Source organism: Paenibacillus sp. EB106-06-01-XG199 (assembly GCF_058791575.1).
On record NZ_JBYTDQ010000003.1, the window covers coordinates 297,078 to 310,564 of the forward strand.

General features: G+C 45.8%; 9 protein-coding genes. All 9 read right to left on the minus strand.

The genetic code is table 11. The features are described from left to right. Positions 1-12: 12 nt before the first annotated feature. Positions 13-840, minus strand: coding sequence for a carbohydrate ABC transporter permease (locus tag AC3WT9_RS12195; RefSeq protein ID WP_038594962.1), 828 nt, complete (start codon positions 838-840; stop codon positions 13-15). Next, positions 840-1,724, minus strand: a complete 885-nt coding sequence (locus AC3WT9_RS12200) for a carbohydrate ABC transporter permease (RefSeq protein ID WP_038594963.1) — start codon at positions 1,722-1,724, stop codon at positions 840-842. Before AC3WT9_RS12200 ends, AC3WT9_RS12195 begins: the two co-directional genes overlap by 1 nt. Before the next feature lie 97 nt (positions 1,725-1,821). Continuing rightward, a complete protein-coding gene (locus AC3WT9_RS12205) occupies positions 1,822-3,228 on the minus strand; it encodes an extracellular solute-binding protein (RefSeq protein ID WP_341094817.1) in 1,407 nt (468 codons plus the stop codon). Between the two features lie 357 nt (positions 3,229-3,585). Next, positions 3,586-4,326, minus strand: coding sequence for a pyruvate formate-lyase-activating protein (gene pflA, locus AC3WT9_RS12210; protein ID WP_341094819.1), 741 nt, complete (start codon positions 4,324-4,326; stop codon positions 3,586-3,588). Between the two features lie 136 nt (positions 4,327-4,462). After that, positions 4,463-6,724 carry a formate C-acetyltransferase gene (gene pflB, locus AC3WT9_RS12215; RefSeq protein WP_341094820.1) on the minus strand — a complete coding sequence of 754 codons (2,262 nt, stop codon included), beginning with the start codon at positions 6,722-6,724 and terminating at the stop codon, positions 4,463-4,465. 260 nt (positions 6,725-6,984) lie between these two features. Next, entirely contained in the window at positions 6,985-9,606 is a 2,622-nt protein-coding gene (gene adhE / locus AC3WT9_RS12220; RefSeq protein WP_341094821.1) for a bifunctional acetaldehyde-CoA/alcohol dehydrogenase, read from the minus strand. A 442-nt stretch (positions 9,607-10,048) separates the two neighbouring features. Beyond that, positions 10,049-11,521, minus strand: a complete 1,473-nt coding sequence (locus AC3WT9_RS12225) for an ABC transporter substrate-binding protein (protein WP_341094822.1) — start codon at positions 11,519-11,521, stop codon at positions 10,049-10,051. Positions 11,522-11,655: 134 nt separating this feature from the next. Next, entirely contained in the window at positions 11,656-12,528 is an 873-nt protein-coding gene (locus AC3WT9_RS12230; protein ID WP_341094823.1) for a carbohydrate ABC transporter permease, read from the minus strand. 1 nt (position 12,529) lies between these two features. Beyond that, positions 12,530-13,453 carry a carbohydrate ABC transporter permease gene (locus tag AC3WT9_RS12235; RefSeq protein WP_341094824.1) on the minus strand — a complete coding sequence of 308 codons (924 nt, stop codon included), beginning with the start codon at positions 13,451-13,453 and terminating at the stop codon, positions 12,530-12,532. Positions 13,454-13,487 lie beyond the last annotated feature (34 nt).

The window sequence follows — 13,487 nt, forward strand, 5'->3', positions numbered from 1 at the left end:
CTGTGAATAAGGTTATCCTTTTACGCTGCCTGCTGTTACGCCTTCAATAATTTTCTCCTGCAAAATGGCGTAAATAATAATGACCGGCAGCACACTGTAGACAATGCCTGCAGACATTTGCGCATAATTCATCTGATACTGATCGCGGAATTGGACCATTCCCACCGGAAGTGTGCGCAGCTCGTCATTCGAAAGAAAATAGTTAGCCAGCAAAAATTCATTCCAATTTCCCAGGAAATTAACAATGAATACTGTAACCATGGCGGGAACCGTCAGAGGTACAATAATTCTAGCAAAGATACCGGGAGCCTTCAAGCCATCCATAACTGCCGCTTCTTCAATTTCACTGGGCAACGAACGCATAAATGCGGCCAAAATAATAATCGTAAACGGTATTGCATTGGCAATATAAGGGATGATCAATGCCCAATGTGTATTCAGAATGTGCAGTTTGCGCACAATCGTATAAATCGGCAGCATCAGCGCATTGTTAGGAATAAGCATTCCAACCAGTACAAGCGAGAACAGGATACCGTTCCATTTGCCCTGCCGCATCCGTGTGACTGCAAAGGCAAACATCGACGCCAGCAAAATAGAAACAACGGAAGCCAACACTGAAATGTACAAGCTGTTAAAGAAGTAAGTGCTGATCTTGGCATTGACCCAGGCCTCCACATAGTTGGAGAAGGCAAATTCCTTCGGAATGCCAAATGGATTCAGGGCGATCGCGTTGTTGTCTTTCTTTACTGAAGAGAACAGGACGAACAGGAAAGGAAAAAGAATAACAAGCAGATATGACAACAGCACAACATGCGGCAGACTCTTTTTTAGGCGTGGCATCAGTATTCAATCCTTTCATTGCGCCGGGCAAACAGCAGATGATACAGCGCCGTAACCACAAGCGTGAATGCAAAGATCAGAACTGCGATGGCATTGCCGTAGCCGTATTTAAAATTGGTGATCGCGTATTTTATCATATAAGTTGCCATGACCTCAGTCGATCCAGCCGGGCCGCCTTTCGTCATCACGATGACGATATCCGCAGCCTTCATTGCACCAGCGATGGAGAGCATAATAACTACGGAAATGATCGGCACAATCAGCGGCAGTGTGATGCGTGTGGCACGCTGAAAGCCGGTAGCGCCGTCAATGGCCGCAGCTTCATCCAGTTCACTAGGAATGGATAGAATAGCCGCCAGCACCATAACAATGTAGAATCCGGTCCACTGCCAGGCATTCGTGATCAGAATGGACAGCATGGCAAACCGCTCATCCGACAGCCAGTACACCGGCTCAATGCCAACGAGACCAATCAGCTTATTAAAGAGACCAATATTGGGCTCATAAATAAATCCCCACAGAATGCCGATTACCGCAGTAGACATTATAGAAGGCATAAATACGGCTGTCTTGTAGAGTCCTTTCAGTTTCTTAACGTTGGCAATCAAAAGTGAAAAGAATACGATCAGGGGAACCTGCACGCACACGGAGAACAGGATAAACCAGCCGTTATTCTTCACCGAAACCCAGAAGCGTTCATCTCCAAGCGCTTTTTTGAAGTTAGTGAGGCCGGTGAATTTAACCGTATCCGATACTCCGTTCCAACTGGTGAAGCTGTAATAAAGTGAGCTGAAGATCGGATATATAAAGAACATGAAGAACAATACAAGTGCAGGAATAACAAACAGGATAAAGACCAATGGATTTCTGAGTGATTTATTCATGACTACCTCCGATTGCTTATACTATCTGGGAGCGATTAGGGCAGATTTTAAAAATGCACCCTGGAGCAAGCACCAGGGTACATAGAATTTACCGTTCCTATTCCACTGCTGCGTTAGCTTCTTCTTGAACTTTTTGCAGCGCCTCGCCCATTTTTTCAGGTGTTGTCTGTCCGCCGATCAGCTTCTGAATTTGAATGTTGCTGATCTCGGTGGTGACATCCGCTTGAACCAGAGAGTCAAAGGCAGGGAATGAAGACTGGGAATTATTCAGTACCGCTACGATTTCACTCATCAGATCATCGGTAATATTCTCGTTCAGGATTTTCTGATCAATCTTCATGGCCGGCAGCACTCCGTCCTCTACCAGACCGCGAAGCTGCATTTCTTCATTGTACATATTCTTGATAAAAGATTTCACTGCAGCCAGCTGACGCTCGTCATCTGCCGCTGAAGCCGAGAACCCGTAACCGTTGTTCACATCGCGCATCAGTGCCGTTTGGTCGCCTACCCCGCCGTCAACCGCCGGGATATTGAAGAATCCAACCTTGCCGATCAGACCTTCACCGGATTGTCCTGCTTTGAATACAGAGGATTTCCAAGTCCCATCATAGAGCAGAATGGCTTCGCCACTAGTGAACTGGGTGGTATACTCAGCATATTCGAAACCAAGCTCGCCTTTTTTGAAGTAGCCTTTATCTACCCATTCCTTGTATTTCGCAAAACCTTTCACTACATTAGCATCGCTCCATTTGGCTTCACCAGTCGCGAATTTAGCCGTTACATCCGGTCCGGCATAACGTGACCAGAGGTGGTTGGCCAGCATCAGTGGCACCCAGCCAGCCTTGGATGCGCCAGCCAGTGGTACTTTGCCATCAGCCTTAATATCGGCCAGTTGCTGCTCAAGCTCTGCAAAGGTCTTCGGAGCTTCCCAGCCCTTGCTGCCATAATATTCTTTATTATAGAAGAAACCTTCACCGGAACCGCCGATTGGCAATCCGTAAATTTTCCCTTCATAAGTGAATGGATCAAGATTCGAGAATTTATCTTTAATGCCCAATTCTTCGAGAATCGGGGTCAGGTCAAGCAATTTTCCTTCTTTGGCGTATATTTTGGAGTCAGGGCTCCCAAAGAGATCGAACACTGCCGGAGGATTGCCGGCGGCCATTTCACCGCGCAGCTTCTCTTTGCGGTTCACATCAGAATCTACACCATCCAGTTTGAATGTCAGGCCCGGCACTTCACTCTGAACCTTGCCTACCACATCCTCCAGAATAGCAAGACGTTTCTGCTTATCGGCACCAACCTGTGTATGACGGATCGTCATTTCGAAAGGCTCAGCGCTGGCAGGCTCATCAGTGGCAGCAGCATTGGTTGCAGCAGCTGAATTGCTTGGTGCTGCAGTTTCTCCATTGTTGCTTGACTTATTATTGTTGCCTCCACAACCAGCCAGCAAAGCAGAAGAGACAAAAACCAGGGACAACAGCATAGTCATACTTTTTCTCATTACGGGTGACCCTCCCTATTTATTAATTTCCCTTACAACTCTTATTATAAAAAACAGTGTGTGTAATCGTAAGGTTAAGATTCATCTACTATAGGGATAAAATACTCTAATGTAAGCGAATACACCTCTAATCATTCACATACCACGTTATTTATAGTTACATATGTTGAAAAATAATTCCATAGAAAATAGACCTTGCGTCATTAAACCTCTACACAAAATCATTCTCCCTGCAAAATATTCCCTTAATCTGCTGGAACATAACATGCCTTCTGTAAAATTGAAAAGCAAAAAAGCCGTTTCCGCAGTACATAAGCTACTGCAAGATACGGCTTCGGCTTCCTATAATAGGTATCATCACTTTACAAGTGCTGTCTCGTTGCGTCCTTCTTCAATCAGCCGGTAAGCGCGCTGCACTTCTTCATCGGTCGGTGAGGGTACCCCTTCTAGCTCATAGGGACGGCCAAGTTCTTGCCATTTATAAATCCCCATTTGGTGATAAGGCAGGATTTCAAACTTCTCTACCCCATTAAGCGTTCCAATGAATCGGCCGAGATTTAGCAAATCCTCTTCCTTATTATGAATGCCAGGAACGTACACGTGGCGGATCCACATTTTACGGTTATGATCTGACAACCAGCGGGCCAGCTTCAATGTACGATCATTCGACTTACCGGTCAGCTTAATATGCGCTTCATCATCGATATGCTTGAGATCAAGCAGCACAAGATCAGTAACATCGAGCAAATCGCTGATCTTCGAACCATCATTATAGCCATTTGTATCCAGTGTGGTGTGCAGATTCCAGCGCTGTTTCACTTCAGTGAACAGTTGTTTGACAAAATGCGCCTGCAGCGTTGGTTCGCCGCCAGATACGGTAAGCCCGCCACCTGAAGACTTATAATAATTCAGATAAGGTTCGATTTCCGCCAGCACTTCCTCGATGCTCATTTCTCTGCCTTCATTAAGACCCCAGGTATCCGGGTTATGACAATACTGGCATTTCAATAAGCAGCCCTGCATAAATAGAACAAAACGGATACCAGGCCCGTCTACGGTCCCGAACGTTTCTAAGGAATGTATATGTCCATTAGCCATATGATGACTTCCTTTCGAAAAGAACTTAAAATTTTAATTAATTTTTAGCAAGATTTTACCGCCCCCTGAATCAAGGGCGGTATCACCTCACTCCTATTACATCTTATACAAGAACTGTATTACACAGTTAATTTAATTACATTGTACCGTGGAATGTACGGTTGATAACATCCAACTGTTGTTCACGGGTCAGCTTGATGAAGTTAACAGCATAGCCGGATACACGAATGGTCAATTGAGGATAGTTCTCCGGATGATCCATAGCATCGATCAGTTGTTCACGGTTAAACACGTTAACGTTCAAATGCTGAGCGTTGTTGTGGAAGTATCCGTCCATCATGAATACCAGGTTGGACTTACGGGACTCTTCGTCTTTACCCAGCGCCTTAGGAACGATGGAGAACGTGTTGGAAATACCGTCTTGTGCCTCGGAATACGGCAGTTTGGCAACAGAGTTCAAGGAAGCCAGTGCGCCTTTCTTGTCGCGTCCGTGCATTGGGTTAGCACCTGGAGCGAACGGTTCACCTTTCTTACGTCCGTCAGGAGTAGTACCAGTCTTCTTACCGTAAACTACGTTCGATGTAATGGTTAATACCGATTGAGTCGGCATAGCATCACGGTAAGTTTTGTGTTTGCGGATCATCGACATGAAGGTTTCAACCAGTTCAACCGCGATGTTGTCAACAGCATCGTCGTTGTTGCCGTAGCAAGGGAATTCACCTTCGGTTTCAAAGTCGATGGCAATGCCTTGTTCGTTGCGGATCGGTTTAACCTTTGCAAATTTAATTGCGCTCAGGGAGTCAGCAGCAACGGACAGGCCGGCGATACCGCAAGCCATCGTACGCAGAATGTCACGGTCATGCAGCGCCATTTCGATGCGTTCGTAGGAATATTTGTCATGCATGTAGTGAATGATGTTCAGGGTGTTGACATAAGTCTTAGCCAGCCACTCCATCATCGGTTTGAAGCGTTTCATTACTTCGTTGTAATCCAGATATTCGGAAGTGATCGCAGGGAATTCAGGTCCAACTTGTACGCCTGATTTCTCGTCTACTCCACCATTGATCGCGTACAGCAAAGCTTTTGCCAGGTTGGCGCGGGCGCCGAAGAACTGCATTTGTTTACCAATGCGCATTGGGGATACGCAGCAAGCAATTGCGTAATCTTCACCCCAATATGGACGCATTACATCGTCATTCTCATATTGGATAGCGCTGGTTTCGATGGAAACCTTGGCACAATACTTCTTGAAGCCTTCAGGCAGTCTTTCGGACCACAGAACCGTCAAGTTAGGCTCTGGAGCAGGTCCCAGGTTGTACAGGGTATGCAAGAAGCGGAAGCTGTTCTTAGTTACGCGTGTTGTTCCGTCTTCAGCCATACCACCGATGGATTCCGTTACCCAAGTAGGGTCACCGGAGAACAGTTCATTATAGTCAGGCGTACGCAGGAATTTCACAATACGCAGTTTCATTACGAAATGGTCAACGATTTCTTGTGCTTGTTCTTCAGTAAGTGTACCTTCTTCAAAATCGCGCTGTGCATAGATGTCGAGGAAGGAGGATACACGTCCCAGGGACATTGCAGCACCGTTTTGTTCTTTTACTGCTGCCAGATAACCGAAGTATACCCATTGAGTAGCTTCTTTGAAGTTGTTCGCCGGTTTGGAAATATCAAGACCGTGAGCGGCAGCCATTTCTTTCAGCTCACCCAGAGCGCGGATTTGTTCCGACAGCTCTTCGCGCAACCGGATTACTTCTTCAGTCATGGAATCAACTTCAAGCTCCGTTAATTGTTGTTTCTTGTCTTTGATCAGGAAGTCAATACCGTACAGGGCAATGCGGCGGTAGTCACCGATAATACGTCCGCGGCCGTAAGCATCAGGAAGACCTGTAATAACGCCGGATTTACGCACCGCTCTCATGTCAGGTGTATATGCATCAAATACGCCTTGGTTATGCGTTTTGCGGATATTCGTAAACATTTCGACAATGTTGTTCGGAAGCTCGAAGCCATATGCTTTGGTGGCATCGATCATCATCTTAATACCGCCGAACGGTTGAATAGAACGTTTGAAAGGAGCGTCAGTCTGTACGCCTACAATTTGTTCCTTGTCCTTGTCGATGTAGCCTGGCTTGTGGGAAGTGATGGTGGAGACAGTATCCAGGGAAACGTCCCATACGCCGCCTCTTTCTCTTTCTTCCTTGCTCAGCTGGGAGATAATCTTCCACAGTTCAGTAGTGTTGCTGGTAGGACCCACAAGGAAATCTTCGTTTCCTTCATAAGGCTTGATGTTTTTGGAAATAAATTCGTTAACGTCGACTTTTCTGGCCCATTTACCTTTTGTAAAACTTCTCCAACTCGACTTCACTTCTTGTACATCTTTTTCAATCACCGACATGCTAAATCCCTCCATTTATATTTATTATATTTGTAGAGATCGCGGGCTTGAAGGTTAATCCCGTGTCTCGTGATCCCAAAGATATGGTTGTAATTAAATTCACAATCGCGTCTTCATAACTGGGACCGTTCTTTATATAAACATTTTAGTTTATTTTCTGAAAAAGGACTGTGACAAATATCACCTTTCCGGTGATATTTGTCACTGCCATCCCCTTCCATATTAACCTATAACCTTATCCTTTGCTAAGCAATCACCAATTAGTTGTCGAATTTTCCGTAGAATGCGTTGCGGTATACATCAGCAAGTTCAGTAACCAGCGGCAGTTTAGGGTTGGCAGTAGTACATTGATCTTCAAATGCACGGTCAGCCAGATAGTCTACGCGGGATTCGAAATCCTTAGGATCAAAGCCGAGTTGTTGGAACGACTCTTCAATGCCCAATTTTTTGTTCATGTCGCGGATTGCATTGATCAGGCTGGTTACGCCTTCTTCGGTAGTGCGTGCAGGCAATCCCAGAATACGGGCGATTTCAGCATAACGTTCGTCAGCTACAAAGTGTGAATATTTAGGGAACGAAGCAAACTTCGTTGGTTTCTTGGCATTGTAACGGATAACGTGCGGCATCAGGATGGCATTGGTACGTCCATGAGCCGTGTGGTATTGACCGCCCCATTTGTGCGCCAAGCTGTGGTTGATGCCCAGGAATGCATTGGCAAATGCCATACCAGCCAGCGTCGATGCGTTGTGCATTTTTTCGCGGGCAAGTTTGTCGCCTTCAAGTGCGGATTTCTCCAGGTATTGGAATACCAGCTGGATAGCTTTGATAGCCAGACCATCGGAGTAGTCACTTGCCATAACGGAAACATAGGCTTCAATCGCATGTGTCAATACGTCCATACCTGTATCGGCAACAGCAGTCTTAGGCAAGCTATATACAAACTCAGGGTCGATGATCGCTACGTCCGGAGTCAGCTCGTAGTCTGCAAGCGGATATTTAGTATTATTTGCAGTAGTTTTGTCAGTAATAACCGCGAAAGAGGTTACTTCCGAACCTGTACCCGATGTTGTTGGAATAGCTACAAATTTCGCTTTGTTGCCTAGCTTAGGGAATTTGTATACCCGTTTGCGGATATCCATGAACTTTTGTTTCAGACCGTTAAAGTCAGCATCCGGGTGTTCATAGAACAGCCACATTCCTTTTGCAGCATCCATTGGGGAACCGCCGCCAAGTGCGATGATGCAGTCCGGCTGGAATCTGTTCATCATAGCTGTACCTTTTTCCACGGTAGTTGTCGATGGATCCGGTTCAACTTCCGAGAACACTTCGATCGCTACAGGAGTCTGGCGTTGACGCAGGTAGTGCTCTACTCTTTCTACATAACCCAGTTTAACCATCATAGGGTCAGTGATAATTGCTACGCGGGTAATATCAGGCATTTTGGCCAGGTATTGAGTGGATCCCTTTTCGAAATAAATCTTATCAGGCACCTTAAACCATTGCATATTCACGGTACGACGGTTCACCCTTTTCACATTGATCAGATTGATGGCAGTTACGTTTTGCGATACCGAGTTGCGTCCATAAGATCCGCAGCCCAGAGTCAACGAAGCGATATTTGTATTGTAAATGTCGCCGATGGCGCCATGTGTTGAAGGCGAGTTAACAAGAATACGTCCAGTTTGCAGACGGTTCGAGAACTTCATGATAACTTCTTCATTGTTGGAATGGATCGCCGAGCTGTGTCCCATACCGCCGAATTCGACGACTTGAGCTGCGCGTTCAATCCCTTGGTCAGCGTTCTTAACCTTGTAGCAAGCCAGAACCGGGCTAAGTTTCTCAGCGGACAGCGGGTACTTGGTGCCTACGCCTTCGAGTTCAGCTACCAGAATCTTCGTTCCGGCAGGAACCTGGATACCGCACATTTCAGCGATCTTCACAGCGGATTGACCTACGATTGCCGGGTTAACCGCACATTTTTCTACATTCATTGCGCCGTTAGTCAGCTTAGCAGCTTCTTCTTTATTTACAAAGTAGCAGCCATTTGCGATCATTTTCTTTTTCACTTGGTCAAAAATCGCTTCTTCAATAATAACAGCCTGCTCGGAAGCACAAATCATACCATTGTCGAAAGTCTTAGAAAGAATAAGGTCGGTAACCGCTTGGTCGATATCAGCACTTTTCTCAATGAAGGCAGGTACGTTACCAGGGCCTACGCCGAGAGCCGGTTTACCGCAGCTGTATGCCGCTTTAACCATTGCAGATCCGCCTGTTGCCAGGATAAGAGCGACGTCCGGATTGTTCATCAATGCGTTTGTTTTGTCCATTGTCGGAAGCTCAATCCATTGGATACAGTTCTCAGGAGCGCCTGCTTTCACAGCTGCATCATGAAGAATTTTTGCTGCTGCGGCACTACATTCTTGCGCTGATGGATGGAAACCGAATATAATAGGATTACGTGTCTTAGCGGCAATCAGTGCTTTAAACATCGTTGTGGATGTTGGGTTGGTTACCGGTGTGATACCCATTACGATTCCGACCGGCTCGGCAATTTTTTGGAAGCTGTCATATTTATTATCTTCAACGACGCCTACTGTTTTGTCGTATTTAATTCCGTGCCAGATATATTCAGTTGAGAAGATGTTCTTCGTAATTTTGTCTTCGTATACACCGCGTCCTGTTTCTTCTACAGCCAATTTTGCCAGGTACATATGCTTGTCGAGCCCAGCCAATGCCATTGCATGAACGATTGTGTTAACTTGCTCTTGATCCAGGGCCATGTATGCTTCTTGAGCTTTCTTTGCTTTATCCACCAAAATCTGAATATACTCTTCAGCGGTGGTTTGTTTCACTTGGGCGGCGACTTCGTTTTTAACTGCCATCTCCCTCGTCCTCCTGTCAATTTTTAGTTGTTTTTCTCTACACGTTTATCTTATCACATCCTCTCCAACATTTAAAGTGAAATCTTTCACAAAGTATAAAGTTTTTTTTGATTTGTTTTCAAAGCGCTTTCATTTAATCATATTCAGGTATTATTTCCATTTTATATGGTAAAATTCGTTTATATTTGTCCAATCTGCGAACAGCAAAATAAGGACTCTAACCGTATGAACCCGTTATAGGGCTTCATAAAGCATTTTTTTGCTATTTATTGCTAATTACATCTATATTTCTTTATCTCATTCCTCCCGCCTTATCCTTGATTTCCTCCTCCCTCACCTAACCTTTGGAGAACTATTTACAGCAAAAAGACAGGGGAACAACGTCCCCTGCCTCTTCCGCTTTTTACATTTCATTTATAAAAATTCCCATTTTATAAACTTCCTACTCTACTTTAATAGTATCAAAGAATTTCTCCTGCACAGTTTTGGCAGCAGCATCAAGCTGTGCTTTGGAGTCGGTTCCTTTTTTGGAGAACAGCTCCTGAATCACATTGGACAGGGTTGCATAATAATCTTGAGTATTGTACTGTGCTTCCGGTTTGCCGTCCAAGAGGGCCATAATATCCGGGTTATATTGGTACACGATATCGGAATACTTGTCATATACCGCCTTTGTCTTCTTGCCGAACTCGGAATCTGCAGCATAGTAGTCCAGAAGCGGCGGGATGAAGTATTTGCCGTCCGCTTTACGCTGCTGCAGAATAGCGTCGAGCGCATCAAGTCCTTTATCTGAGAAATAATCAAAGGTAATGTAACGGAACGCCATCTCCTGCTCGTCTTTTGTAGCGTTAGGATTGATGACCAGATAGTCTCCGCCAAGTACTCCGGTATGCTTGCCGCCTTTTTCAAAAGCAGGCATCGGATAGGTCAGCACATCTGCAGGCTTCAATCCCCCTTGGTTCAGCGCTTGCTCAATAACTCCGTCGGAACCCGCCATTACCATGGCCGTACGTCCTTGTTGGAATGCACCTACAGCATCACCCCAGCCAAGTGCCCAATCCTGAGGAATGGCTTCTGCTTCCCATCTCAGCTTCTTGTAGAAGTCCAGCGCTTTCACACCTGCATCGGAGTTGAAGGTTGCAACAACCTTGCCGCCTTCAACTTTTTGAATTTCTCCGCCCGCTTCGAACAGGAAGTTGGTCCAGTTCCAGCCTGCTTCATTGCCTTTGCCCATAGGTGCAATACCGGAAATTCCTTTTTTGGCATCTGCTGCACCTTTGGCTGTATTTAGCATATCATCCCAGGTCCAATCCATTGCAGGCACCGCTACACCTTTGTCATCCAGCATTTTTTTATTGATCATTGTCGTGGTAACATAACCCTTCTGTGTTACCCCATAGACTTTACCGTCAATAATGAACTGGTTCTGCAGCACCGGATTGATCTGATCCTTGTATTCATATTTGTTCCAAAGATCGGTAATATCGGCAACCCAGCCTTTTTCAATCAGGAATTTGGCTTCTGTAGCATAAGTGTTGAAGAAGGTCGGCGCTTCATTCGCAGCCATCTTCACACCGATTTCACTTACGTTGTACTGCCAGTCGTCTTTAACGATCTCGACGTTCGGATACTCTGCCTGGAAGCGTTTGATCCGGTCATCTTCCTGTGCCCTCATTTCTGTCAAGTCCGGCGTAGGATAGTGAATTTTGATCGTTACTTTTCTCTGAGTGATATCATCCACGGGCGCATCCGTTGGAGCAGCAGTTTTATCCGCTGTATCAGTAGTAGCTGCCGGTGAAGCTTCCCCTCCCTTATTCCCCTGTGCATTTCCGTTGTTGTTATTGTTGCCGCCGCAGGCGGATAACAACGAGCCGGTCACAAGAAGACAGGCTAAAACGCTGGAATATTTACGCATTGAAACTCCCCTTTTCAATTCATACTTAGCTAACAAAATCATCATAAAAGAGAAATCGCTTACAAACGAGGTGTATTTATATTCTTTATGTGTGCATGTTTACGATCTCTGCATAGAAGAAGTCATATTCTGATTCAGCCCTTAACCGCTGACAGCGCGACCCCGCGCATAATGAATCTCTGAAAAATCAGGAAGACCAAAATTGGCGGCAGCGAGACTAGAAAAAGAATAGCGAACTTGATATTAGTATTGAGCGCCTTGACGTTGATCACATATTTATAGATCGATGTCGCAAGTGTATATTTGTCCTCACTATGCATGACGAGCGATGGCCAGAACCAGTCATTCCAGGCTGTCGAGAAGATATAGATCGCCAGTGTGGCGAAGATTGGAATGGACAATGGTACGGCGATTGAGAAGAAGCTTCGCGGTTCCGAGGCACCATCAATCCGCGCAGCTTCAAAAATCTCAGGATGGAGCCCGTCAAAAAAGTTCTTCAGGAGCAGGAAATAAAACGTATTCGCCCCGGCAGGAAGCCAGAAAGCTGCATACTGGTTCAGGAGTCCGAGTTCCTTAAGATTGACAAAGTTCGGGATCATATAGCTGGTCGCCGGAATAAACAGCGTCATCAGGAAGAAGAAATAGAAAACTCTCTTGAACGGCACATTCATCCGCGAGATACTGAAAGAAGCAAGACCGAGCACAACCAGGGTCATAATCATATTCCCGACAAAAATATAAATCGTGTTCCTGAGGAATTTCAGCAGGTCAATGTAATCCAGCGCATCTTTCAGGTTGGCGAAATGCCATTCCTGGGGGAAAAAATGCGGCGGGAACGAGTTGACCTCCTGATTGGATTTCAGGCCGTTGAACATCGTCATCAGGATGGGATACAGCATGGTAAAGATCATAATTAGAATGAAAAACACCATAATTCTGTAGACGATTTTGTTGCTTGTTTTCTTCAAATCATGTTCGGAAAGAATCCCTCTCTCTGCGCTCTTCATCTTAATTGTCCTCCTTATTCAGCTTGAACTGTAAAATGCCCAAACCGCCGAGGACAACAAACATCAGCATGCCCAGTGCAGTCGCGGTTCCATAATCCAGTCTGGTAAATGCATACTTCACAATTAGCAGAGCATAGGTCAGCGTCGTCTTATTGGGTCCGCCGTCAAGCAATGCCAGCTGTGATTGGTATCCCTGGGAAGTCGCGATGACCTGCAGGATCAGCATCAGGATAATCAGATTGCGCAGTGAAGGAAGTGTGATATGGCGGATACGGGCCCAGACACCGGCACCGTCAATTTCCGCAGCTTCATACCAGTCGCGTGGAATACTGAGCACGGCTGCCAGATAAATCAGCATCCCGGAGCCGAACTGCTGCCAGGTTTCCATGAACACCAGTGAGATCATCGACCACCTGCTGTCCGTCAGAAACGGGATCTGATCTGCACCCATCGTGCCCAGCAAGGCATTGATCGGGCCCACGGGATCATACAGCCATCTCCACAGCCCATATAGCACTACGGCCGGCATAACATAAGGCAGATAAGCCGCAACGCGTACAAAACCGCCGAATTTTCTAAGTTCCGAGATAGCAATAGCAAAAGCAATCGGTACCCAAAAGCCTATAACCAGACAGAGTCCCATATAGTAGACTGTATTTTTGACGGCAATCAGAACATCAGGGTCCGTGAGGGCTCTCGCATAATTGTCCATGCCGGCAAAGGTATTGCCTTTAACAAAATCTACAGTATAGAAGCTGTACAAAAATCCCTTAAAAATAGGTACCCACATAAACATGATAAAGATGATGATTGCTGGCAGGAGGAACATATAGCCCCAAAAGTTTTTTTTCCAGCGGTTTTGTTTGTACGGTTTGTTCTCGAGCTTCGCCGGCAGCCCCTCGTGTAACGCAGCGGTCTGGTTCATCTAGCTCCCTCATTCCTTTCGTCTTCAGCACTTT

Excerpts from the sequence above, each read along its gene's own strand:
- AC3WT9_RS12195 (WP_038594962.1), bottom strand. The coding sequence starts at position 840 with ATGCCACGCCTAAAAAAGAGTCTGCCGCATGTTGTGCTGTTGTCATAT.
- AC3WT9_RS12200 (WP_038594963.1), bottom strand. The coding sequence starts at position 1,724 with ATGAATAAATCACTCAGAAATCCATTGGTCTTTATCCTGTTTGTTATT.
- AC3WT9_RS12205 (WP_341094817.1), bottom strand. The coding sequence starts at position 3,228 with ATGAGAAAAAGTATGACTATGCTGTTGTCCCTGGTTTTTGTCTCTTCT.
- pflA (WP_341094819.1), bottom strand. The coding sequence starts at position 4,326 with ATGGCTAATGGACATATACATTCCTTAGAAACGTTCGGGACCGTAGAC.
- pflB (WP_341094820.1), bottom strand. The coding sequence starts at position 6,724 with ATGTCGGTGATTGAAAAAGATGTACAAGAAGTGAAGTCGAGTTGGAGA.
- adhE (WP_341094821.1), bottom strand. The coding sequence starts at position 9,606 with ATGGCAGTTAAAAACGAAGTCGCCGCCCAAGTGAAACAAACCACCGCT.
- AC3WT9_RS12225 (WP_341094822.1), bottom strand. The coding sequence starts at position 11,521 with ATGCGTAAATATTCCAGCGTTTTAGCCTGTCTTCTTGTGACCGGCTCG.
- AC3WT9_RS12230 (WP_341094823.1), bottom strand. The coding sequence starts at position 12,528 with ATGAAGAGCGCAGAGAGAGGGATTCTTTCCGAACATGATTTGAAGAAA.
- AC3WT9_RS12235 (WP_341094824.1), bottom strand. The coding sequence starts at position 13,453 with ATGAACCAGACCGCTGCGTTACACGAGGGGCTGCCGGCGAAGCTCGAG.